22 protein-coding genes are annotated in these 25,147 nt (G+C 44.7%); 4 read left to right on the top strand and 18 right to left on the bottom strand.

What is annotated here, in order from left to right:
* Positions 1-579: 579 nt before the first annotated feature.
* Both pruA and AC58P7_RS09325 read right to left on the bottom strand, forming a co-directional pair.
* Complete coding sequence (gene pruA, locus AC58P7_RS09330) at positions 580-2,151, bottom strand: L-glutamate gamma-semialdehyde dehydrogenase (RefSeq protein WP_497342038.1); 1,572 nt, start codon at positions 2,149-2,151, stop codon at positions 580-582.
* A gap of 52 nt (positions 2,152-2,203) precedes the next feature.
* The gene (locus tag AC58P7_RS09325) at positions 2,204-3,118 is read right to left on the bottom strand and encodes a proline dehydrogenase family protein (RefSeq protein WP_497342036.1); all 915 of its coding nucleotides are present in this window, start codon (positions 3,116-3,118) and stop codon (positions 2,204-2,206) included.
* A 231-nt stretch (positions 3,119-3,349) separates the two neighbouring features.
* On the opposite strand from AC58P7_RS09325, the gene AC58P7_RS09320 reads away from it, so the two are divergent.
* Together AC58P7_RS09320 and AC58P7_RS09315 are read left to right on the top strand one after the other, a co-directional pair.
* On the top strand, positions 3,350-5,077 hold the full coding sequence (locus AC58P7_RS09320; protein WP_497342034.1) for a sigma-54 interaction domain-containing protein: 1,728 nt from the start codon (positions 3,350-3,352) through the stop codon (positions 5,075-5,077).
* Positions 5,078-5,224: 147 nt separating this feature from the next.
* Positions 5,225-5,956, top strand: coding sequence for a sugar phosphate nucleotidyltransferase (locus AC58P7_RS09315; RefSeq protein WP_497342032.1), 732 nt, complete (start codon positions 5,225-5,227; stop codon positions 5,954-5,956).
* Positions 5,957-6,526: 570 nt separating this feature from the next.
* On the opposite strand, the gene AC58P7_RS09310 is transcribed toward AC58P7_RS09315, so the two are convergent.
* From AC58P7_RS09310 to AC58P7_RS09300, 3 genes are all read right to left on the bottom strand, one after another.
* Entirely contained in the window at positions 6,527-7,738 is a 1,212-nt protein-coding gene (locus AC58P7_RS09310; RefSeq protein WP_497342030.1) for a bclA protein, read from the bottom strand.
* Between the two features lie 340 nt (positions 7,739-8,078).
* Complete coding sequence (locus tag AC58P7_RS09305; RefSeq protein ID WP_497342028.1) at positions 8,079-9,710, bottom strand: exosporium glycoprotein BclB-related protein; 1,632 nt, start codon at positions 9,708-9,710, stop codon at positions 8,079-8,081.
* Positions 9,711-10,053: 343 nt separating this feature from the next.
* Positions 10,054-10,755: a class I SAM-dependent methyltransferase gene (locus tag AC58P7_RS09300; protein WP_497342026.1), complete on the bottom strand. Its 702-nt coding sequence runs from the start codon at positions 10,753-10,755 to the stop codon at positions 10,054-10,056.
* Positions 10,756-10,945: 190 nt separating this feature from the next.
* Between AC58P7_RS09300 and AC58P7_RS09295 the strand changes: the two genes are divergently transcribed.
* Together AC58P7_RS09295 and AC58P7_RS09290 are read left to right on the top strand one after the other, a co-directional pair.
* Complete coding sequence (locus AC58P7_RS09295; protein WP_497342024.1) at positions 10,946-11,521, top strand: glycosyltransferase family A protein; 576 nt, start codon at positions 10,946-10,948, stop codon at positions 11,519-11,521.
* A gap of 19 nt (positions 11,522-11,540) precedes the next feature.
* A complete protein-coding gene (locus AC58P7_RS09290; RefSeq protein WP_497342063.1) occupies positions 11,541-12,617 on the top strand; it encodes a tetratricopeptide repeat-containing glycosyltransferase family 2 protein in 1,077 nt (358 codons plus the stop codon).
* Between the two features lie 74 nt (positions 12,618-12,691).
* Here AC58P7_RS09290 and AC58P7_RS09285 read toward each other — a convergent pair whose 3' ends face one another.
* The 13 genes from AC58P7_RS09285 to AC58P7_RS09225 all read right to left on the bottom strand — a co-directional run bounded on the left by AC58P7_RS09285 (position 12,692) and on the right by AC58P7_RS09225 (position 25,081).
* On the bottom strand, positions 12,692-13,654 hold the full coding sequence (locus tag AC58P7_RS09285) for a glycosyltransferase family 4 protein (RefSeq protein ID WP_497342022.1): 963 nt from the start codon (positions 13,652-13,654) through the stop codon (positions 12,692-12,694).
* 39 nt (positions 13,655-13,693) lie between these two features.
* Positions 13,694-14,527 carry a glycosyltransferase family 2 protein gene (locus AC58P7_RS09280; RefSeq protein ID WP_497342020.1) on the bottom strand — a complete coding sequence of 278 codons (834 nt, stop codon included), beginning with the start codon at positions 14,525-14,527 and terminating at the stop codon, positions 13,694-13,696.
* Positions 14,528-14,595: 68 nt separating this feature from the next.
* On the bottom strand, positions 14,596-14,838 hold the full coding sequence (locus tag AC58P7_RS09275; RefSeq protein WP_497342018.1) for a phytanoyl-CoA dioxygenase family protein: 243 nt from the start codon (positions 14,836-14,838) through the stop codon (positions 14,596-14,598).
* 195 nt (positions 14,839-15,033) lie between these two features.
* Entirely contained in the window at positions 15,034-16,041 is a 1,008-nt protein-coding gene (locus AC58P7_RS09270) for an N-acetylneuraminate synthase family protein (RefSeq protein WP_497342016.1), read from the bottom strand.
* A gap of 17 nt (positions 16,042-16,058) precedes the next feature.
* Positions 16,059-16,721: an acetyltransferase gene (locus tag AC58P7_RS09265; protein ID WP_497342061.1), complete on the bottom strand. Its 663-nt coding sequence runs from the start codon at positions 16,719-16,721 to the stop codon at positions 16,059-16,061.
* On the bottom strand, positions 16,721-18,229 hold the full coding sequence (locus AC58P7_RS09260) for a hypothetical protein (protein ID WP_497342014.1): 1,509 nt from the start codon (positions 18,227-18,229) through the stop codon (positions 16,721-16,723). The genes AC58P7_RS09265 and AC58P7_RS09260 overlap by 1 nt, the downstream gene beginning before the upstream one ends.
* A 162-nt stretch (positions 18,230-18,391) precedes the next feature.
* Complete coding sequence (locus AC58P7_RS09255) at positions 18,392-18,598, bottom strand: hypothetical protein (protein WP_497342012.1); 207 nt, start codon at positions 18,596-18,598, stop codon at positions 18,392-18,394.
* Positions 18,599-18,740: 142 nt separating this feature from the next.
* On the bottom strand, positions 18,741-19,436 hold the full coding sequence (locus AC58P7_RS09250; RefSeq protein ID WP_497342010.1) for an acylneuraminate cytidylyltransferase family protein: 696 nt from the start codon (positions 19,434-19,436) through the stop codon (positions 18,741-18,743).
* Positions 19,423-20,919, bottom strand: coding sequence for a CDP-glycerol glycerophosphotransferase family protein (locus AC58P7_RS09245; RefSeq protein ID WP_497342009.1), 1,497 nt, complete (start codon positions 20,917-20,919; stop codon positions 19,423-19,425). The genes AC58P7_RS09250 and AC58P7_RS09245 overlap by 14 nt, the downstream gene beginning before the upstream one ends.
* A gap of 24 nt (positions 20,920-20,943) precedes the next feature.
* A complete protein-coding gene (locus AC58P7_RS09240) occupies positions 20,944-22,428 on the bottom strand; it encodes a hypothetical protein (RefSeq protein ID WP_497342007.1) in 1,485 nt (494 codons plus the stop codon).
* Between the two features lie 24 nt (positions 22,429-22,452).
* Complete coding sequence (locus tag AC58P7_RS09235) at positions 22,453-23,484, bottom strand: N-acetylneuraminate synthase family protein (RefSeq protein WP_497342005.1); 1,032 nt, start codon at positions 23,482-23,484, stop codon at positions 22,453-22,455.
* A 14-nt stretch (positions 23,485-23,498) separates the two neighbouring features.
* Entirely contained in the window at positions 23,499-24,296 is a 798-nt protein-coding gene (locus AC58P7_RS09230) for a cytidylyltransferase domain-containing protein (RefSeq protein ID WP_497342003.1), read from the bottom strand.
* Between the two features lie 23 nt (positions 24,297-24,319).
* Positions 24,320-25,081, bottom strand: a complete 762-nt coding sequence (locus AC58P7_RS09225) for an SDR family oxidoreductase (protein ID WP_497342001.1) — start codon at positions 25,079-25,081, stop codon at positions 24,320-24,322.
* Between the last annotated feature and the right edge of the window lie 66 nt (positions 25,082-25,147).

Below are 25,147 nucleotides of genomic sequence, written 5' to 3'. Positions count from 1 at the left end.
CCGAAGTCCCCAACGGGTTCACCGTCTCCTCCTTCGGATAAGTCCTTCCGGATTTTCTGCTTTCGTTACTCACCCTGAACGCCTTGATGTACAAATACCTATTTCATGTTCGGCCCTTCCGCAGGGTGTTGCAACACCTTTACGTACTATGGCTTCTGCTGACTTCTGTACGTTCAGCCTGTATTTCTATACAGGTTTACAAAGTTTGCTTTGCGTTTCGTACAGATCTCCCCAGGTAAGAACGCTATCTTCCTCTCCATCTATCTGCTCCATTTACTCTCGCACGTCTTTGGCAGTATGGACTTTGACTTGTGTAGCAGCCTCATCCAACGTACGTTAGCCTTGTATGAAGTTCGTGTTCCTCAGACCGGAGATTTGCCGCCGACTTCCTTCAGATTCGACCTCGCGGTCGACACCCTTGTCTTAAGCTATGGCTACTACTGCCTTCGCCATTCGGGACTTGAACCCTAAAGATAGCGCCCATGCTGGGCGCACTACCAAAAACCCCACTTCATCGAAGTGAGGTTTCGCACTAGCCTTATTCATCTCGCTTGCCTTCAATCAGGTGATCATCAATCCTTACACCTTACGCGAAGTCAATTTCGCTTGTGTCAACAGCATCAAGTAGTCATAACCGCCAGCTTTGGAGTCGGTACCCGACATATTGAAACCTCCGAACGGATGCACACCTACAAGGGCTCCAGTACATTTGCGGTTGATGTACAAGTTACCGCAATGAACGGTCTCCAACGCTTCTGCGATGCGATCCTCGTCCGTTGAGAAGTACGAACCTGTCAAACCGAACTCTGTGTCGTTGTACATCGCAATCGCTTCTTTCCAATCTGCCGCTTTTGCAATCGCGAGCACAGGTCCAAAAATCTCTTCCTGCATCAAGCGCGCTTTGCCGCTAACATCTCCGAACACCGTTGGCTGAATGTAGTAGCCATTCCCATCAGCTTTTCCGCCGCCAGTAAGTAGCATGCCTTCACCTTTACCAATTTCGATATAGTCCAAAATCCGCTCATACGACGCTTGATCAATCACCGGACCTGCCGCGAAGTTTTCTTCTGGCAGACCACTTTGCAGTCTGTTCGTCAGCGCAACAACCTTCTCCACCACTTCATCGTAGACCGATTCTACGATAATGGCGCGGGAGCCCGCGGAGCATTTCTGACCTTGGAAGCCAAAAGCCGAAGCCACAATCGCAGCTGCAGCTGCATCTAGATCCGCCGTTTCATCAACGACGATGCCGTCTTTGCCACCCATTTCAGCAATTACACGCTTGATCCAAATTTGACCTGGCGCTACGTCAGCGGCTAGTCTGTTGATACGTAAGCCAATCTCTTTGGAGCCGGTGAAGGAGATAAAACGTGTTTTCGGATGCGTCGTTAAGTAGTCTCCTACCTCAGCGCCGCTGCCTGGAATGAAGTTAATAACGCCAGCAGGAAGACCCACTTCCTCCATCAAAGCGACGAACTTATGGGCAATCACAGGAGTCGTAGAAGCTGGCTTCAATAGAACTGTATTCCCAGAAACAACGGCGGAAACCGTCATCCCTACACAAATCGCAAGAGGGAAATTCCACGGCGGAATCACAACGCCAACACCTAGTGGAATATAAGAAATTTGATTGTTCTCACCTGGAATTCTCACCAAAGGCTGTGTCTCATTAATTAGACTCAAACGGATCATTTCACGCGCATAGAACTCAATGAAATCAATCGCTTCTGCCGTATCTACATCGGCTTCTACGTAGTTTTTACCGGATTCAAGGATCATCAGAGCCGAGAATTCGTGCTTCCGAGCACGCATAAGTGCTGCAGCTTTGAACAAGTATTCTGCGCGCTCTCTAGCGGGAACCTTTTTCCAAGACTCGAACGTTTCGAGTGCGGTATTCATCGCTTTTTCAGCCAAAGCCTGATCCGCTTTACTCACATAGCCAATGACTTCATCCACATTCCCAGGGTTAATCGATGTAATCTTCGCTTCTGTCATCACCTTTTCGGAACCAATATAAAGCGGGTATTCACGCCCAAGCTCTCCCTTCACCTTCGTGATCGCTGCTTGCATCGCCTTCACATTGTCCTCCAGCGCAAAATTCGTAAACGGTTCATTCGCATATGGCAAAACCTTCGTTGTTAAAGTACTCATCGTATAATTGCTCCTCTCCGAATAGAAACTTTGTTTGTATGGTGAAAAGTGTTTATTTAAACATATTCTTCAGAACAAACCAGACATTCGCTGGACGCTCCGCTAACCTTCTCATGAAATAACCGAACCAATCCACGCCATACGGCACATAAATACGGACACGGTAGCCCTCTTTCACCAATTGCTTTTGCAGGTCTTCACAGATGCCATAGAGCATTTGGAACTCGAACTGGTCCTTAGAAATCTTATTTTCATTAACAAATTGCTTCGTAAATTGAATGATAGCCTCATCATGACTCGCGATCGCCGTATAATGTCCGTTCAGTAGATGCTTATGGATGATCGCCTTGTAATTCTCATCGACAGCACTTTTCTCTGGAAAAGCAACCTCTGGCGACTCCTTATATGCGCCTTTCACCAGTCGCAAATTCGCGCCTAGCGCATGTAAATCATCGATATCCTGCATGGTGCGGAACAAATATGCCTGAATCACAATCCCTACATTGTCGTATTCTTGGCGAAGCTCACGATATATATCAAGAGAAACTTGACAGTGCGCATAGTCCTCCATATCGATTCGGACAAAGTTCCCATGCTGACGAGCACGATCCAGAATCCGTTTCATGCTGTTCACGCAAAGCTCTCTGCTTATATCAAGCCCTAATGAAGTCATCTTCAGGGATAAATTGGACCGAACACCCGACTCCGCAATCGCATCCAAGGTTTGAATGCACATCGCAGCTGATTCTAACGCTTCCTCCACGCTGAAAACAAACTCTCCCAAATGATCCAACGTCGCTACGCGGCCATCCTGATTCAAACCACGTACGACATCTATCGATTGCTGTATTGTCTCTCCCGCCACAAAGCGTGCTGCGCCAAAACGCAGACCGTATTTCTTCGCTAAGCGGTTTGCTGCGCGACTTTTACCTAGGGATTGAAACATATTTCGCATCATGAGTTCCATCTGTGGTTGCCTCCAAGAAGAAATTGTACACTTTTGTTTAATTCATAATTGAATTATACACTTTATTTTTAATATTGAACACTAATTGTTCAATATTATTTTTAAACTTATACATTTACCTGAATTTCACTCCATATCTGTACGATATTCAGACAAGAGACAACATGTGTTGAATCGCCTACCTTTTCATGGTAAATTAATACCAAATAAGGCTGATAAATGAGGTTAAACATGTTCATTCCTGAACACTTTCCATTGAACACTCGGATTCAAACACTTCCCATAGAAACAACACTGACAGAGCTATCTGCTGCCATTCAAAAGGATACGGCTGTACTCGTCCATCACGGCAGTGACATAGCTTTATTTACAAGAGAAGATGCCCCTTTATTGGATGCCATCACTGAATCGACGGTGCAGGCATTACTGCAAATGAACACCTATTTCAACTCTCCTATACGTTCCATCGAGGAACTCACCGATCTGTCCCAAACACAAGAGCTTCCGCAAGACATGAGCAGACCCCTTCTTTGCAAAAATGAACATGGGGCCATTCTAGGCTATGTCACCCTACCTGCGTATGCCGCATACGCGATGAAAGAGGGCCAGAAGTGGTACGCCTACTTCGCCGCCTTGGCGGATACCGTGACAGACGCCGTAACCGTCGTCGATCGGGAGGGGGCCGTTATTTGCTGGAACCCTGTCGCGGAAGAGCTCTACGGGCTGCCGCGTGCAGACATTGTGGGTAAACGCATTGGTGAACATTTTGACGTGGAAACCTTGATGGTTTTGAAAATGATAGATGAAGGCCGTCTCATCCGGAATACGTATCACCGGCCAAGACCGGACACACATGTCCTTATTAATGCTTCACCAATCAAAGATGGGGCAGGCTCGATCATCGGTGGAATCGCCACTGAACAAGATATTACCCAGCTTGTTCGCTTGAACGAGCAGCTGACAACCGTCGAGTCTGTTGGACTGCCTACACAGACGTCGCAGGAGGATCCTTTTGCCCTTATCAAAGGAAAGGGGCCAGCTATCGGAAAGGTGATTCAATGGGCCAAAAAAGTTGCAGCAACCGAAACACCCGTCCTACTCATTGGGGAATCCGGGGTTGGCAAGGAGCAGCTCGCGCTAATCATTCATCAATCGAGCTCGCGGTCGGCGCAGCCTTTTTTAACCGTTCATTGCGGAATTGTACCTGCAGGCATACTGGAGACGGAATTATTCGGCTATCAGGGCGGGGCTTTTAGTGGGAGTGAAAGTGGTCAACCCGGTAAATTAGAATTGGCCAAAGAGGGTACACTATTTATTAACGATATTGAGAAAATGTCTCTGGAGCTTCAAGCCAAGCTCTATCGATACATTACCCAGCAGACACTTGTCCGCTCGGGCGGCACGCAACCCATCCCTGTACGCACACGTATTATCATTGCGACAACAGAGGATCTAGCCAGCAAGTTAGCTTCCCATGAATTCCGATCTGACCTCTACTATGCGTTGAATGTCGTCTCGATCCGAATCCCGCCTTTGCGGGAGCGCATTGAGGATATTCCAGCGATGGTTCATATGTATCTGAAGCAGTTTTCCATGCACTATCAGAAACCAGCCCCTGTTTTATCGCCTGAGGTCATTTTGGCATTGACGCAATATCATTGGCCTGGCAATATACAAGAATTGAAAAATGTCATCGAGCGCTGCATCATTTTAAATGAAGATGAAGTAATTACACTAGAGCATCTACCCTCTGCCCTTCAGGAGCAACAGCCCAGTCTGATTCAAGATGTAGAAGCGCTTAGTACTACGTTAAAAGAAAAAATCACCGAAATGGATGAAATCTCCCTTATTGAAGAAGCACTTGCCAAAACAGCTGGAAACAAAAGCGCAGCCGCTAAGCTGCTCGGGATTTCGCGTGGAACACTTTATAATAAGATAAAAGAGTTTGAGTTGGAATGAGCTTTTCTGAATAATATTGTTAAAAACCCCTGAAAATTTCAAGGGTTTTATTTTTTATGTTCAATTACTTCTTAAGTTTTCGTCACTTTAGCCTTTTGGAAGGAATAGATTGAAGGGGGATAACGTTTGTTGGATAGGGAGGCTATCATGAAAGGAATCATTCTTGCCGGTGGTACCGGCTCTCGTCTGTTTCCTCTAACCAAAGTGACCAATAAGCATTTACTTCCGGTAGGAAAATATCCAATGATTTTTCATGCCATTCATAAATTCAAAGAAGCAGATGTTACCGATATCTTAATCGTCACCGGGAAAGATCATATGGGTGATGTGGTAAGCTTACTTGGAAGCGGTCAAGAGCTGGGTGTATCGTTTACTTACAAAGTACAGGATGCTGCCGGAGGGATTGCCCAGGCTTTGGGACTTGCTGAACATTTTGTTGGTAATGACCGGATGGTCATTATCCTTGGCGATAACATATTTGAAGACAGTATCAGAGTTTTTGTAGAAAATTTTAAAAGTCAGACTGTCGGAGCGAAAATTTTCATACACGAAGTTCATGACCCTCATAGGTATGGGGTACCTGAGTTGCAAGGTGATTTGATTGCACATATTGAAGAAAAGCCGCACTATCCTAAAAGCAGGTATGCTGTTACCGGAATATATATGTACGACAATCGCGTATTCGATCTGATACGAACATTGAAACCATCTGAGCGAGGTGAGCTGGAAATTACGGATATCAACAATGCCTACATTGAAAGATGCGAGCTTTCTTATGGCGTGCTTCAAGGTTGGTGGACGGATGCAGGCACACACGAATCGCTGGCTCGGGCTAATGAATTAGCGAAATGTTTCCAAATGGGCAAGACATTCGGGTAGCTGAAATTGTAGAGAGTTTAAATGATAATATTTCACTTTCCAGTTTCATTAGCATACTCACAAAAAAGCTCAACTTACTATCATTCATTCCTAGCCTAAATAGCGATCCCGATGCTGTAGCTGAATATATCATAAATAATCGAGTTATTGCTGTTACAGGAATGCAATCGGTGAAGTAATACCACCTGCAATCGGACTAAGAATATTACTTGTCGCACTATATAATTTTTCAGTGATTAACCAAACAAATGAAGTTGCTGAAGTTTCTTGCCGCTTCAAGCGCCAGGTATGGAGCACCAAAAGCATGCCCGAGACTCAATCGCTCAGCTAAAGTATAATCGTTGACGTCTACCCAGACCGCGTCGTCATTCTGCGCCGCGAGCATACAGAAAAGCGATGGATTAAACCATCCATCGCTAAGAGGTATGATGTGAAGTAGACTAGTTGTTGAGCCTCGTAGTCCATAGCCTAATTACAGGTTCTTCCCTACCAAGTATGAAGTCCATAATGACAAAAAACAGTTCCTACCTTGAATTAGGTGAGACTATTTTCCGTTTAAATATACTTTATTTAAACCATTAAACCTGTAATTTGACAGATCGACACTGCTACTGGGTTAGTTCCGGCACCTGGGGGATCAATGATAACGATTCCCATGCCGATTCCAATGATAGTACCTGAAACAATGCCGAATGTTCCTCCATCTGTCGTCATGGCCGTTACAGTGGTAAGCGTTGAAAGTCTTTCTCGAATTGGTCTTTCGCAACAATTGCATTCGCCAGACGTTTCGATAGCTGGATTAGGGGGAGTCAGTGGGAACGCTGCTGTAATAGCACTTGATGATACACCAACGATAAAGCAGATCGGCAAAATTTGCGTTCCACCTTGTGCTGGAAAGGTCAACAAGAAATCGTTTATTGTTACAGATGCACTTGAAAAGTCGATATTATTGAAGATTTGGTCAACGCTTCCTACATCAACCGATGTTGCGCCTAGTGTTTTTAGCTGTTGTAATACAGACTGCATAGGGGTTACACAGCAATCGCATTCACTAGATGCAGCTGGTCCTGTAGCTCCTGTTGCTCCGGCGGCTCCGGCGGCTCCGGTGGCTCCTGTTGGTCCCACTGGACCCATTGGACCAATGGGTCCGAGTGGTCCTTGATCCCCTTTATCACCTTTATCCCCTTTTTCACCTGTTGGACCTGTTGCACCTGTTGGACCTGTTGGACCCGTCGGTCCAGTATGACCTTTTGGTCCGCGATCACCATCATCACCATGTTTTCCTTTTGGTCCTGTGGCTCCTGTATCTCCTTTTGGACCAGTTGCACCCGTTGGCCCTGTTGGCCCTGTCGGTCCTTTTGGTCCGCGATCGCCATCATCACCATGTTTCCCTTTTGGGCCTGTGGCTCCTGTATTTCCTTTTGGACCAGTTGCACCTGTTGGTCCTGCTGCTCCTACTGCTCCCGCTGCTCCGTTCGCACCTGTTGCTCCGGTCGCTCCTGCTGCTCCTGCTGCTCCGGCCGCTCCAGCTGCTCCGGCCGCTCCAGCTGCTCCATTTAAGCCTCTGAAACCACGTGGACCGCGATCTCCTTTTGGGCCTTTTTTACAGCATTTGCGCTTGATTTTCACGACAACAATTTTGTGACAAGTTTTCTTTACTTTTTTCTTACGTTTGCGACAGCCGCATCCACTTACTTTGTGGAGCTTAACCCCACTTTTTTTAATAATCAACCGTTTTTTTCCTGTATTGGTACTTTTCTTTTTGCCAACTAAGAGACTCATTACAACACCTCCTGTGATGCTTCATCATACGAGGTATCCCAAAGGTTTGTCTGTACTTTTTGGCAATAGATGGTTGTCCATTACAAAATATGCATTTGACTATACGTAAAGAAAATGTGTTTCTTCAATAAGGCCATCTTTAATCGGTATGTGATTTCATCTCAAAAAATATGTAGAGAAAGGGACCACCTCAACTTGTAGATAACCACGTGACGGTTAGGGCGATCCCTCTCCTATTTTTCTCATTTACAGTTTTTCATTCTATACGTTCTACAAAAAAATGAAAAATAGTAATATTTAAGAGATTTTTAACTAATTCATTTTTTATCTATTTAATAATTTAATCAATTTCAATACCTGCACTTGCATAACCATCAACAACACCTGCGACACTTGCTGAAACACTAAATACTACTAAAATTCGATCGCCTGCTGATACTGGAATAGCTAATGGTGCCACATCACTTACAGCTGTTCCTGGTACAGCTAATGGTGGAAGGACAGGTAATGGTATAGCAGCTACTTGCGTAAAAATAATTGAAGGTGGAGCTGAAATGAATACTCTTGCTGTTATTGTTGAAGGTGCTACTAATAGTAGTGAAACATCTACACTAAAAAATGCTGCAATGGAAGTAAGTGTTCCATCTCGAGGTACAGAAAATGCAAAGTTGATTAGTGTACCTGGTCCACCAGTCAAATCAATTGGATTTCCTAAGATTTCAACGATTGGTCCAGAACCTCCAAATCCAATAGCTGCTTGAGTTGATGCAACACCTCCTAATACACTAGTCAATGCTACTGGCGAACCTGATGCAAACGGAATAATAGCACTAGAACCAGTTGCTCCTGCTGCACCTGTTACTCCAGTTGCTCCCGTCGCTCCTGTTGCTCCTGTTGCTCCTGTTGCTCCCGTTGCTCCCGTTGCTCCCGTTGCTCCTGTTGCTCCCGTTTCACCTGTTACTCCGGTCGCTCCTGTTGCTCCAGTTTCACCTGTTACTCCGGTCGCTCCTGTTGCTCCAGTTTCACCTGTTGCTCCCGTTGCTCCAGTTTCACCTGTTACTCCAGTCGCTCCTGTTGCCCCAGTTTCACCTGTTACTCCTGTTGCTCCTGTTGCTCCAGTTTCACCTGTTACTCCGGTCGCTCCTGTTGCCCCAGTTTCACCGGTTACTCCTGTTGCTCCTGTTGCTCCAGTTTCACCTGTTACTCCGGTCGCTCCTGTTGCCCCAGTTTCACCTGTTACTCCTGTTGCTCCTGTTGCTCCGGTTTCTCCTGTTGCACCTGTTGCTCCGGTTGCTCCGGTTGCTCCAGTTTCACCTGTTGCTCCTGTAACTCCCGTTGCTCCTGTTGCACCTGTTGCTCCAGTGTCACCAGTTGCACCTGTTGCACCTGTTGCTCCGGTCGCTCCTGTAGCTCCTCCTGCTGGACCTGTTTCACCTGCTGGCCCTGTTGCACCTGTAGCTCCTGTCGCACCCGTTGCACCTGTTGCTCCTGTCACACCGGTAGCTCCTGTAGCTCCTGTTTCACCTGTAGCTCCTGTTGCACCTGTAACACCCGTAGCACCCGTAGCACCCGTAGCACCTACAGCTCCTGCAGCTCCTGCAGCTCCTGTTACTCCTGTTGCTCCTGTTGCCCCTGTAGCACCCGTAGCTCCTGCAGCTCCTGTTACACCCGTAGCTCCTGTAGCACCTGTCGCACCTGTAGCTCCTGTAGCACCCGTCGGACCTACATAACTATCAGGAAATTCGATCTCTATTTTTCCTCCGTTGTACAGTTCAATTTCAATTTCCTCGACCTGAATCCAATCAATGGCTGCTAAAAAATCCTCAAGTTCGGATAATCTTTGAATTGCACCATCGCCTGTATTGAATTTTAATTTGTATTCAGTATCATTAAAATACTCAATTTCAATTTTTTTAATATTCGTAATACCCACGATTCCAATTAGATTCATTAACTGAGCAAGTTTACTCAAAAGCCTTGCACCTCCTTATGATTTTGAATACTTTTTACATACAATCGAGATACATTTTCTATTAATAACACCAACCTCCCTTACTTAACATGAAACTACTCTAGTTTCCTCGTATATTATATGAATACAAGCTTTCAGTGCATGGACGAATGAGAGAGGACAAGTGCTGAAAAAAACATTTTTTGTAAATATTGATTGAATTAGTAATTAAAATCGGGACTATAGCCTAAAATCGAGCTACTAAACATTCTGTAAAGTATGGAATAGTTAAGAGTATCTTAGTCTCATGTACGAAAAAAAGCAGCGGCTGCGCCCACGATGAAATGGGGAGCAGCCGCTGCTTTTATAAGCCTGAGGTATCAATGATATACTGGATCACTGTATCTCTCTTTTTGTCACTAGGGACAAGAATACCTAAGCCATTATTTGTGTAAACACGGTGAAAGCTAAGAGAAAAAGCCGTTACCTTTAGGAAATCTTCAATTGCCGTCAACACACCGTTATTCTCTCCGTATTCATTCATCGCATTGTAGTGATTTTCATTTATGCCCCCTGTCTCAACAAGCTCGCTGGAGCCAGCTTTCAACCCTTTTTGGGCATGCGATTTTTGATATTGAATTGGAATGTTTTCCGGAAAGTAATACGAATCACGTCTTCCATATGGCCACTCCGTGTCATGAAGAATAACGATCGGAAATTTACCCGTTCTTGTTGCTATTTGCTCAATCGCCATTAGTTCATGATAAACGGTGTACCAGTTATGATCTCCGTCAATGAGAAACACATCAGCTGCTTCGATCTCTGATACTACCTCCAGACTGTGCTTGATATGAATGACCAATTCCTCTGAAAAAACAGCTTTGTAAGCATACGTATTAAATCCCGGTGCAGGATCAATGACGGTTAACTTACTGTCCATCATTTTACAGAACTCAAGCAATTTTATTGTGGTACGACCTGCTAGGAAGACTCCAATTTCTACAATGTGAGAAGCCTCATATTTGATAAGAATTGGTTTAATTATTTTTTCAAAAAAACGATTCATTCTGCACCTCCTCTTTGATCACAATATTCCGTCAGAGGAATTTTGGTTCGATATAACCATCCAGTTAATCAAAAGATTCGCATGGCAGGGGACATACCATTGGTTCAACTGCCGTGCCCCATTTTGAAAGTATGAATAGATTAGAATGACTGTTTCAAACTTATAACCGAAAAGAGGTGGGAAGAAAGTAATGAATATTGTCTTATCCATCCTGATTCCCTCTGTACCAGAACGCATGGGCTATTTGTCACGAATGATTGGGCACTTATCTGTACAAACGCAAGGCATGCCTGTAGAAATTCTGGTATTGCTGGATAATAAAAAAAGTACCATCGGTACAAAACGGAATGTGCTGATCGAACAAGCAAAAGGTGATTACATCGTTTTTGTCGATGATGATGATCGCATTGAACCGCATTATGTGAGTACATTATGTTCACAAATTGAATCAACGCCCCATGCAGATTGCATCGTTTTCGATGTCGCCGTGTATTTTAATGGACGATTTAACAAGTTATGTAAATATGGAAACGAGTACTCTCATGGAGAAGATCACTTTTATTACTATAGAAAACCTAACCATATCATGTGTTATGCCAAAAGAATTGCAGCCAAACATAAGTTTAATGACATTAGCTTCGGTGAAGATGATGAATGGGGAGCAAGAGTGTCCAAGGATATCATCAACCAAATCAGAATTCCCTCTGTTTTATATCATTACGATTGTGATCTTACCAAACCAACGAGCTGGTACTCATTAAACTGAAAGAAAGTGAGTGAACACTTTGATCACCATAAGTCTTTGCATGATCGTTAAAAATGAAGAGAATACGATTCGTCCTTGTTTATCCTCCGTTGCAAAAGCAGTTGACGAGATCATAATCGTAGATACCGGTTCCACCGACCAAACGAAATCGATAGTAAGTTCCTTTACGGATAAAATCTATGATTTTAAATGGATAGATGATTTCTCGGCAGCGCGTAATTTCGCTTTTCGCCAAGCGACGAAGGATTACATTCTTTGGCTGGATGCGGATGACATTTTGAAGGAAGAAGATTGCAACAAGCTCATTGCGTTAAAATCAGATCTGGAGCCTTCGGTTGATTCGGTAACGATGTTTTATAATTATGCTTTTGATGAGTTTGGCAACCCAATCTCCAGGTTTAAACGAAACCGGCTGGTGAAACGGGAGAACCAGTTCAAATGGATTGGAGCGATACACGAATATTTGGAGGTAAACGGGAATATTTGGGACTCCGACATTACCATTACACATTGCAGAATCCATAATAAGAGCGACAGGAATCTGAAAATATTCCAGAACAGGCTGCTGCGAGGAGAGCCATTCACGCCCAGGGACTTATATTACTACGCGAATGAATTAAAAGATCATAACAAGTACTCTAAAGCAATTATTTATTATAATAAATTTCTGGCAACCGGAAAATGCTGGGTGGAGGATGAAATCTCATCCTGCAGCAAGCTAGCGGATTGTTACAATCATCTAGGCAACAGTGAAATGGAATTACAGTCCGTATTCCGATCATTTCAATATGACAGTCCGCGTGCTGAGTTCTGCTGTCGTCTAGGCTATTATTTTCTAACCCGCAAGCAATACGAACCAGCTGTGTTTTGGTACAAATTAGCAACAGAATTAAATGTTCCTGCACACAATTGGGGATTTTCTAATCCAAAATTTTCGACTTGGCTGCCCCATCTACAACTCTGCGTCTGTTATGACCAGCTAGGGCAACATGCAACGGCTAATAAGCACAATGAAATTGCCCGCAACTACAGACCCGAAGACCCGAATATATTACACAATAAAAAGTACTTTGAGACAGTTCTGAATGGTTCGTAAAACTCCAAAACTGCGGAATGAAAAAGCAGCGTCTGCGCCTTAATTAAATCTGGCGCAGACGCTGCTTTTGGGTTTTATCCTCTTTCTTCCTCGATGATTGTCTGATATATTTCAAGATATTTATCTGTCATCCTGCTTGTCGTAAAATGCTCCAGTACATATTCACGGAGCTCATCGGGATCAGGTAAAGTCGCATGGATTAATTTATCCGCCATCTCTTGGACAGAGCGGCATATCAATTGGGGAAAACCGCTCATAACCTCAGGAACGGAACCATTTGGTAATGCTAAGACAGGTGTTCCGCATGCGAGAGCTTCAATCATGACTAGACCGAACGGCTCCTCAACCAACGTCGGGAACAACATGCATCTGGCATGCTTCAATAAATTTTGACGATCTTGCCCCCCGACTTCACCTACATATTGTATAGAGGGATTCAACATGGTCTTGGAGAGGATCTCCTTATGGAAATAATCATGATCATAGACAGGTCCTGCTATAATTAATTTCTGGTTGGCCCGCTCCGCCGCCTCTATAGCATGATGAACGCCTTTGTACGGAAGAATCGCTCCAATGTAGAGCAGATAGTCGCCTTTTTGATCAGAGAATTGAAATTCATTCGGGTTTAAGCCGTTATAAACAACGTTGTCTTGAGGACTGCCGAACAAATCCCGGTGTCTTTTACTCAAATATACAGCATGTTTCACCGGATTGGTTAATGGGTTGTGAATCGTACAGACAGTTGGTACTGAAAGTTTCTTTTGGCCGACAACGGAAAGCTGCGTATGGTCATGAATGATATCAACGCCTGAAGGCAATGTAAGCTTTACAAAACCAGGAATTTTCCACATGTCATGACCCTCGTGTAAATAGGGCATCAGTTTTCCGCGTACTTGGCTTCCGAACGGAGCATATAGAATGACTTCATGTCCTCGATCTACAAGCTCCTCTGCTAACGTATATACAACCCGCTCTATACCGCCGTATTTTACGGGTGGAACGGGAAGATAATCCGGACTTATCAGCGCAATCCTCATTCCATTTCCCTCCTACAAGTTTCTCTTTGAGAAACTACTTCATACTATAGGAATATAATGCCGTTCTACCCGGAAAGGCTTTTCTCGTTCCACAATTTCTGAGGGATTGTAACCAAATTGATCCAGTTCTAAACCGGAGACGCCCAACGACCACTTTCTAGAAAATCTTTCTGCATTCATATAGGCGCTGGCTGAATAATTGGTTTGGTTCGTTTTGAACGTACTTCCACCATAATGATGGATATAAACATCGTTAGCTACCCACAAAATTTGACCACTTATACGTGCACGTAAACAGAAATCGTCATCTTCATAATTCCCAGGAAAAAACCTTTCGTCCAGCCCGCCTATTTTGGTAATGAGATCCTTATGAAACAGCATACAGTGCCCGATTAATTTATGCGGGAAGAAGCCTTTATCTTTATGCTGAAGTGACCATTGGAAGGCGAAAACATCCATTTCCTGAGACGACTTATAAGGAACATTGTAGACGAGCTGCGACCATGCGACATTGTTGGAACGTGGCCCTACGATGCCGATGGTGGGGTCCTTCTGAAGACATCCCAGTAAACGAGTCATCCAACCTTGTGTAACAACGGTGTCGTTGTTAAGCAAACAAATATAATCACCATCAGCGGCCAAGATCCCTTGGTTGTTTCCAGCTGCAAATCCCTTATTTTCGTGATTACATATGAGCTTGGAGGAAGGGACTGTCCGTAAATAATCCACGGTTCCATCCGTCGAGCCATTGTCTACAAACACAAATTGAATCCTTATACTGTCATCGGAATGACGCAAAATACTTTCTACGCACTCTTTCGTAAATTTCAAACCATTCCATGTGAGCATGACAATAGAAATAAGCGAAGACACCATGGTTCCTCCTTTCAACTCGCCCCTTTTTATCTAAAATGACCATATTATTATTATTCATTTGATTTTCATATGGTGTAGACTCTGTTGCACTTCAATTGAAAAAAAAGCCCCCTTTCAACATCGGTAAGTTGCCAATCTCGTATCGCATAATGAGGCGTAGCCCCATCCGCTTGGGAACCTGGGATGACATGCATACAGCCATTATCAAGCGCAGCTTCATCTAGTGTGATCCACACCCCTTCAACGGCTTTCTCATAAGCCAGGTTACCGTATGCCATATCTTGATGCCATGGCTTTCTCCCCTCCACCAAGAGGAGGCTTGAGCAACGCCATATTCTGAACGAGAAATGGTGTTTCACCGAGAATATCTCGGACCATGGCGAGAATAGACGCAATCCCTCTCAAACGATCATCCACTTGAACAAAATGTCATTAATGTCATGACAAAACCAAAGAAACCCCTTAAGCTTAACAGCTTAACGGGCTGATTTTTATGGATACTTTTACGTAAAGTCATCCATCGTTAACATCTCATCAAAGTCAATAGTGCGATTCGCCGTTTTTCCGATAAGGAGGTCCATGGAAATAGGTGAAATACCCGTGCCAGGCCGTTTCGTATCCAAATCATCGTAACCGATGACAGCTCCCGCTTTGATTTCCCTTGCGGCAACGATACTACGGCGAAAAAATTCCCTATTTTTTCGTTCCTCTTCGCTTACTTGCCGTTCATAGCTGCCCAGCGCCGCGTTGATGCGTTTGGCATCTGTCACAATTCGCTTCATTTCGTCCGGTGTGGCAGATACTTGATGATCCCAGCCGGGCAAGCTTTTGTCCAGCGTAAAATGCTTCTCGATGACACGTGCGCCTTTTGCCACGGCAGCAAGCGGGATGGCGGTTCCGATCGTGTGATCGGAAAAACCTATTGGATATGGAAATTCCCTCCTCAAATTATCCATATTGTTCAAATTCACGTTGCTGTCATTGGGGGGATAAACAGAAACGCAATGAAGGATTACGATTTTTGTATTGCCCGTCTTTTCCAGGATCCGGACAGCTTGAGCAATTTCTTCCGACTCTCCCATTCCGGTCGACATGACAATCGGCAGCCCTGTAGCGCCTGCGTGCCGAAGCAGCGGAAGATTCGTTAATTCGGTGGAAGATAACTTGATGAAGGGCACACCCAGCTGAACGAGGAAATCCGTTTCACCCTTGGAAAAAGGTGTACAGGCGAAGGCGATACCGATTTCATCGCACAGTCGTTTCATTGTGGCCAACTTTTCTTCTGTCATACTGTAAAGATCTAATGCACGCTCCAGCTCTTGATCAACTCTGCTATGAATCATCAGACTGTGTTTTGTCCAAGATTGAAATTTCACACAATCACAGTCTGCTTCTTTCGCCAACTTGATCAACCGCTCAGCAAGCGCCATATCCCCATTATGATTAGCTGCAATTTCAGCGATAACATACGGTTCGGCGTGTTCTGCAGTTAGTCGCTCCCAAAAATCCATGCTATTCGACTCTCCTATCATTCATGCGGCGGGACTGATGAAACGGAACTGCCGCCATCCATCTGTCTAATCACGCGAGCCGGAGCCCCGAAGGCGAGACTATGGTCTGGTATATCGGAGAGGACAACGGAACCTGCTCCAATGATACAATGCTTGCCAATTGTTATACCTGGGAGTACAATCGTGCCTGTACCCAGTTCACATAGCTCGCCAATGTTCACGGAGCCGGACAATCTACTCCCTGGCCCTATATTGACAAAACTTGCAATCCTGCAATCGTGATCGACACTAGATGATGTATTTATTATGCATCCCTGTCCAATAACAGCGTAGGGGTTGATCACTGCGCCAGCCATTAAGCTTGAGCCTTCCCCGATGACCGATTGCTCCGAGCACACGCTTCGGTCATGAATCGCGCTGATTAGCGGGAATCCGTTCGCAAGCAGCCACTCTATTTTCCGTTTACGGATCGCTGGACTGCCGATGGCCACATGCCAGCCCTCCACAGCTGAACGGAAATCCAGAATTTGCTGCTCGCTGTCAACATAAATAAGACCCTCTTTTATTGCAGAAGGCGAAGTGTCTGCCGAAAAGTAAATAAAATCCGCATGACGGTTTCTGCGCCGCAGCGTATCTGTAATCACCTTGGCATGACCGCCTGCTCCAATAATGCCAAACATCACGAAAGCCCCTCCCCTGATCGTTGCAGCAGTTGTCGAACGAGCCGTTGAACCTCGACCCCTGGCTCCGTTTCGCTTGGATTAAGCGTTAGGTTTTTAAATAATGTGCCTCGCTCCACAAGCTCACGGCGAACATCTTGCTCTTCCAACCATCTTCGTATATATTGCTTAAGTTCTAGAGCAGATTTTGCCACAAAACCAGCGTCCGCTCTAGCCAGATGACTCGCATATCCATTGTAATTCAAATGATAATCATAAGGCATTTCCGGCTGCAGGATGATGACCCCTTTTCCATACATCGCGGATTCAACAGCCGTTGTAGACGATATCGTCAAAATCAAATCGGACGCTTGAAGAACTTCATGTAAGTGAAACCCTACTGGGATTTTTCTCAATTGTTCGCTTATATATGGCTCATATGTCAAAGAATCATCGGGGTGCGGTTTGATTAAGACCCAAACTGGTAAAGAGCGAACAGCCTCCTTGATCCACTCCATGACCTGATGGTTAACTGTGTATCCGTACTGTTCAGTCATAAACGTAATGATCGGCTGCTCCTTCTCCCATCCCAATTCTTGATGAAGGTTCTCACTCGTTAGACTAATTGGCTTTTGGCTAAGCTCCAACCTTACACTGCCTACCTCCGAGATTGCCGCTCGTTCAATGCCTCTTTGGACCAACCAATCGGACATGTGCTTTCCCCAAACCGCATAATGGCTTGCTCGAGTAGGAATCATGGAAGCGTCACTGGTTAAATGGTGCTGGATATGCAGAAATGGCAATCCATGCATGCGAGCAAGCAGTGCAAGTATGCTTTGTCGAGGCAGTATATCTGTATGCTCAACGATCAATTTAATTGGTCTTGACAGAACAATGTCATGCAGCTCATCGATTAATTCAGTCATCAGCGGAATTTGTTCATGCATCCAACGCTGAAATGAAGGTTTGGCAAGTATCGGGTGGGCGCCTACTTGCTTGCGCATAGCATGATAGATGTCATCGAATGTTTCTGTGAGCTCTTTTTGTTTTCTTAACACTCGTCTGGGTACTCGGCCGAATAACAATTTCTCACCCAACCGGTAAACTTGAAACTGTTTAGGAAGAGTTCGGTTTTTCAAGTATTTGCGTTCATACAAATAATGTGAAAGTAGAATGACTTTATGTGAGGCAAGATGCTTAATCGCAAAATCAGCATAATTCCCGCACAACAGAATCATATCCCGGCCGGGATCTTCGCTTAATCGGTTTCGTTGCCTAGGCAGCCTCTGTAATTGAGCTTGCGCATCGGACATCGATTGAAGCTTCCATTGCTTATTTTTGATTCGTAAATAGGCATCGTTATCCAACTGTTGATCGACGAACCTGCGAATGTACTGATGATAGGGCCTGATTTGCGGCAAGGGCAGCTCGATACCATGAAACCGAAGCGGCGAGTACGATTTGAAAAAATCCAGCGTGTAGCCATAACGTAAAAGTAAATGTGGATTCCATTGATCACCGCCATACACAGCTAACGCCCCCGATCGTCAGCTTGATTAGAAGCTGTCACCGTTTTCTAAATCGCGAATCAAACGGATCAAGAGCCTTCGGTTTCTTCGAATGCTTCTTCGCAGAAGCCGGAGCTCAAAAAGCAATCTTCTTCTCACAACCAGACACCTCCCCCTATTCGGTTATTTTTGCTTAACAAGCGTAAACGTAAATGAATTGACGAGCTTGCGCAAATTAATAACCGCTGTCACATCTTTCAATCGTATCTTTTTGCAGTTTTCCACTTTCCAAGTCAAAAAATCAACAACATCAAGTGCTTGATTCATTACATGCAGCTCCATTTTCAGAATATCCAGGAGACTGATAGTTAGTTTCGTATTATTTGCCACTCGGATCATACTCCCTCCTGCAATGCCTATAGACTAGTAAATGCTCCCAACTGCTTACCTGTACTAGGCTAATATCTTACGAATGAAGCCTATTTTACGATTAGCCCTTGATGATAGTAGGTTAGCGCATTGAACATTGTCATTACTTATCCTGTCTTTTCTGAAAAAAGGCTTCTGCTTTTATCAAGTCCCATTCCGAATCGATTTCAATAGAGCGTTCTAGGGGCATAATGAACCCCAGTGTTTCGTTCGAAATGAACGTTCGATGCTTAAGAAACCATGCTGATCGAGCGATATAGACAGCACCATTTAACAGGTAGGTGTCTGGCGCATCCTGCCTTCTCGGATAAAGCATTTGATCGTGACAAATAGGTTGTATGCGATGCTGTTGATCGCAATGGTACATCCATGAAGGAGGCTTCTCGCTAAGTGTCAAAGATACGCAGACATTGGCTTGCTCCTCATGGCACATCTCCATGCAACGATCGATATCGGAAACAAGACGCAGCGGAGATGTAGGCTGCAGCAAGATGATGTAATCATACGTAGGTAAGCTCTCCAAGGCATGCACAATAGGCTCGATGCCTGAGACATGATCCTGCGACAGCTCCATCGGGCGGATAAAAGGTACTTCACAGCCAAATGCCATGGCTACGGAAATGATGGCTTCATCTTCACTGGATAAAATCAACCGATCGATATAGGATGATTTCATCGCCTCACGAATCGTCCAGGCCAGCAGCGGTAAGCCAGCCAGGTTTCGTATGTTTTTGCCAGGCAGTCCCTTTGATCCTCCGCGTGCCGGAATGACAGCCAAAACCGACTTATTGTGAATCATGGGACGGCCCCCGTAATTGATCGATAAACTTCCGAATCCGCTCGCTAGGTGTCTCTTCACCTTTAACCAAAGTATGGTTGAGATAATTCTGACCTTGCTCTACAACTAGCTGGGCATATGCTGGTTCGAGCATCCATTTTGAAATTTCAGAAGAAAGCTCGTGTTCCGTATGAACGACGATGCCTGCTTGAGCTTTGGATAAATGATACGGATACCCGTTGTAATTGATGTGATAGTCATAGGGAAGCTGGGGATGCAGCACGAGGATACCTTTCCCCAGCATCGCGCCTTCTAAAGCGGTCGTTGAGGATATGGTAGCAATGATATCGGAGGCATTCAAAATCTCCTGTAAATCAAATGAATCAGGAGATATAACTATGCGATTGGACAGATACTGTGTATAGGATAGACGGTCGGATGGGTGCGCTTTTACGATGACGAGAACAGGCTGCTCGGTTGTCAAATACTGAAACCACTCCATCATGTGATAATTGATTTCTGACGAATAGCATTCTGTCGTATAGGTGAGGATCAATTGTTGCTCTGGCAGACCTAAATAAGTTAAAAGATCCTCTCTCGATTTTTTGATTTTTTTGTCGTTATTTTCCAACCTCAAACTTCCTATCTCCCATATTTGTTCGCTCGCAACTCCCCGTTCGCGTAACCATTCCGTCATATGCTGGCCCCATATGGCATAGTGTGAGGCGCGCGATGGAATAATGGAAGCATCACTGGTCAAATGATTTTGTACATTAATAAACGGCAAATTGTATTTTCTTGCAAGCAGCGCCAAAATGCTTCCTGGATATATAAGCTCCGAATGATCAAGAATCACGCCGATAGGATACTTAATGAGCAGGTTATCTAAAATGTTAACAAGGATAAGCGCCTGATTGGTTTGGCCCCGCATCCATTCATGGAATTTCGGATGAGAAAAGACGGGATGCTGAGCGACGTATTGATCTCTGGAAGTTGCTCGATTCAGCAAAATTTCATCGACAGAAATGTGAACATCCTTGGGCATATTCCATTCCAAAAGCTTCTCATGCACGCTGAAAACTGAAAATCCTGCAGGCAGCTTTTTACCCTCTAGCGCTTTTAAATCATAGGGGTTGGAGTGAAGTAAAATTACCTTGCGGTCACTAAACTGATTGATTGCCATATCCACGAATTGACCGCACATTAAAATTGTGCTCCGGTCCTTTCGGTTTTCCCAATTTCTCTGTTGTTCAGGCCAGTGCTGTAAATCCATCTGTACATCTTTCATGGATCGATAGCTCCACTTTTTCCATTTTTCAGCTACCCAATCCCCATCACTTAGTTGTTGATCAATGATGTCTCGAATGAACACATGGTAAGCCCGAAGCATATTAAGCGGTAATTCCACACCTCTATACACCAGTGGTGAGAACCATTCCAAAAAATCCTTTGTATATCCGTATCGAAGGAGCAGGTGTGCATTGAATTCATCCCCACCGTACATGGTTTATCCCTCCTTGTGTTCTTCTCATAGCCATTTATGACGCATAACTTCTTTCATCAGGTGATACAGTCTTTGCGATGGCGAAATGCTGTCAATGACCATCGAGGAGTGAAGAAACTTGCTTTCTCTGTACATCAAATCCTTTTTCTCTGAATCATTATGCATGATGGTCAAAAGCTTCATTCGCAATTCCTCGGAAGAACAGACTGTCACACCCGCTGAAGCTTTGGCAAGATGCTCAGGGTATTCATTGTTATGCAAGTTAAAATGATACGGAATTGGCGGCTGCAAAACGAAAAGCGGCTTGTGAAAATAAGCTGCTTCTAAGGCAGTTGTTGATGAAATCGTCGTCACATAATCGCTTGCGATCAAAATATCCTGCAAGGTAAATCCCTGTGGCTGGAGCTTGATATTGGCACTCAACCAAGGATCATACGAGCAGAAATCGTCTTTATGCGGGATGATGACGAGCACAATGGACAGCTCAGCAATCGCTTCTTTCAACCAAGTTATCATGAGCTCATTCGTTTCAACGGAATAAGGCTGAGTGGTCCATGTAAGAAAGGAAACTTCCTCCGTGATCGACCATTCTTTTAATAAATCCAATTTGGTTTTCGCTGGTATTTTCTTTACATGTTCAAATCGCAAATTCCCGATGGCTCTAACCTGGTAAGGATCCACGCCTTTTTGAATAAGCCATTCCTCGGTATATCGCCCCCAAACACAGTAGTAGCTCGCCCATGAAGGAATAATACTTACATCGCTTAGTAAATTATTCTGCACATTGAAAAATGGAAAATGATATTTTCGGGCCAAAAGCGACATGACATTCCCTGGATAAATAAGCTCGGAATGATCTAGGACGATTCCAATCGGGTATTTTTCCAACACCATCTCACCTGTTTCAATGAGACAAATATTTTCAATGATTTGTGCGTACAACCACTCCACAAAGCTCTCTTTACCAAATAGAGGATGATCTCTATACGGCTTCGTTAACGCTGTAATTCTTGGTATCCATTCTTCTCTACCCTCATAAATCAACTTGCTGCGAAACTTTACATATTGTTCCTGAAAGTTAAACTGCTTGAAATGGGTTGGAATGGATTGACCTTGAACAGCCGCAACATCCAAACGATTGCTCAACAGGAAAAGCACTTCTTGATCTTGAAATGCTTTAATCGCTGTGTCGATAAACTGACCGCATATGAGAATCATGGTCCGATCCGGATCGAGCCTGTAGTTTCCTTGCCTCTTCGGATATCTCTGCAAGCCCGTATAAAAATCATTCATCGTAGTTTCATACCTTTTGACACGTAATTTAGCAACATATTCAGGAGACTTCAGCTGCTTGTTTACGGTATCCTTCATAAAATTGTACCAGGCCTCGATCATCAGCAAAGGAAGCTCGATATCCTTGTACTGCAAAGATTCGAAGGCAGTCAATAAATCATCCACATAAACATACCTCAGCAGCATATGATCATTGATTGTGTTTTCTCCATACATGTTACATACCCCACAATCCTCAAACTATTGAATGTGCTCCCAACAGAAAGCTTCGCCAGCCTTCAAATCCTGAAGCAACGTTTTTCCAAGGAGTTGTACAAAATCGCCTTGCTCCATATCACCCTGAGCTTCCGTCCGTTTAAATTGAATATCTTCCTCAGCAAGCACAGTACCGATGGGCAGATCTTTGGATGCGAGCATGCATTTACGAACCAACGAGAAATATTCACGTTCCTCCGCCTTGAGATCGAATTGTTGGTTGCCTGTCATGACACTGACTAGCTGGAGCTGTTGCTTCAGAACTTTAAATCCCTCCACCTCTAAGGCCGCTTCGTCGTCTTCTCTTTTAACGGTCAGATCTAGCGTGACATGTTGTTCGAAAATCCGCACACCCAAACCATACGCAGACGCATATACCAAGTAACGGGTTAAATGATCGATACTAGCGGTATGATCGGCATATCCGACAGGGCATTGAAATCGATTTTGATACAGCAGGAGCTTATGCAGATGAATACTTTGAGGAGGCGTTGGATAATGTTGAATGCCATACATCAAAATAACGCTTTTCTTGCCCGACAATAATTGCAAGGAACGTTCAATTTCTGACAGCTGAATGCCGCCGATACCGATAAATAAAGGTTGTTCCATTTCCGACAGCCGCTTCAGCATAAAATAATCGTTGATACAGGTTGCGTGAATGCCGATAGCATCGACCTTCTCTTCAATGAGAAATTCCAACGCAGGCAGTTCATCCGCCAGTCCAACGATTTCCAATCCTCCCTGACGGCAGCGGGCAAACACTTCCCGCCATTGCTCACGGGTAAACAGCCATTTCTCCAAATCTGCATATAGAGGATGTTCGGCTACCATGTAAGCATCTAAATCAAGCATCAAGTGAAACTTGACCGCATCAGCACCTGATGCAATCAAAGCGTCAACGAGATCAAGCAAATACTGGAAGTCGCCTTCATGTGTATAAGCGGGCTCCGCAATCCAATACATGTCGGATGAATGGTCTTGATTCTCATCGAACAACCGATTTATACGTGTCATTCCTCATTCACTCCCTATCTCTTGTAATTCGCTGCTTTGATTTGCAAAAATTTGTCCTTCTGATGCTCGTAGTGCAGCCGAACCTCATCCATCACTTCCTGCGGAACTTTCATCTGAATAATATGCTGATTGACAAACGCTTGAGCAGGCAGCTTATCGATCGCTTTGAGCAGATCCGGGTAGCTGATGCCGTCTTCCGTTCTACGCGCTTCCTCGAGCTTCTGAAAAAAAGCGAAATCTTCTGGCGTATCCAAGGTGAGCCTTACCTGCCTATGTTCTTCCTTGCGGGCTTCAAATACATGAATTTGAAAAAGATCCGGATGGTTGAACCAAGTTCCCCAGATCTCCGTATCTTTCCGATTTTTGAATTCAACCACGGTTTTGAGCGCTTCATAGCGCATCCCATAGAGACCAATGCCAATCGGAAGTCCTTCTGTATACATATAATCCGGTTGGGTCAGTATCGCTTGATTAGCCAACCGATTTGCATATTCGACGGAAAAGTACACATCGTCGGCTGTTACATTCAATATATAATCCAGCCGATAAAAGGTGGCAGCATCGTATAATCGTTTGAGAACATCATCAGGTTCTCCCATAAAATAATGGATATGATGTTGCATTGCAGCGTCGACAAGCGGGGCATCCTGCGGATGGGGTGAGGTGCAAAGAATGACCTGATCGACAAAGCTGACAGCCTTACACCTTTCAACGACATGGTCGATGACGCGTTTTCCATGGAGATAGGCAAGCAGCTTCAGTGGTAAACGAGAAGATTTTAATCTTGCCGTAATAAGAATGCCAATTTTCATGAACGATCCCCTCTTTCAACTCGTTACCATGCGCCAAAGCCTCCGTCTACGACCAGATTGTGGCCATTGACATACGAGGAAGCATTAGACAATAGAAAAAGCACTGCTCCATTCATTTCATTTTTTTGTGCCATTCGCTTGAGCGGAGTACGCTCGCTATACCGATTGATGAACACCTCAGGCTGACCATCCTCAATACCGCCTGGTGTAATGGCATTCACCCGAATTTGACGCTCACCCCAATAACAAGCTAAATAACGCGTCAATCCTAGAATGGCTGATTTGCTCGCTGCATAAGACGGAGGGGTGTTGAAAGGCAAGCCCTCGTACAGCGAAAAATTAGCGCCATTCACGCCGTAAATGGATGAAATATTGATGATGCTGCCGCCCCGCTGATTTACCATCGCCTTGCCGAAGACTTGCGTGCAAAGGAATAAACCATCGAGATTGACGGACATTACTTTACGCCAAGTAGCCAGCTCATAGTCTTCAACAGATGCACAGAAGCCTTCGGGTTGAATGCAGGCGTTATTCACCAGTCCGTCAATCGCTCCCCATTGGCTAAGTATTTGGGCAGCTGCATCTTTAACGGATTCGGGTACTGTGATATCGACCGATAACCGCAGCTCTGTGTCGGAAATAACGGACATACCAGAAGGAAAGGTGACATCCAGCAAAGCCGCCCTCCCGCCATGCTTCTGAACAGTTTGAGCAAACTGCGAACCTAACCGGCCTCCAGCACCTGTAATCACAACCACTTTCCCGTTCAGATCAAACTCATCCATGCAGAGGTCTCTCCCATCTTCCCAGTATGGGTACATCTTATAAATATCACCTATCGTGCTTGCCTG

The organism is Paenibacillus sp. J22FR5 (assembly GCF_059691975.1).
The sequence above is the reverse complement of the archived record's forward strand: the minus strand, read 5'-3'. Positions and strand labels throughout refer to the sequence as shown.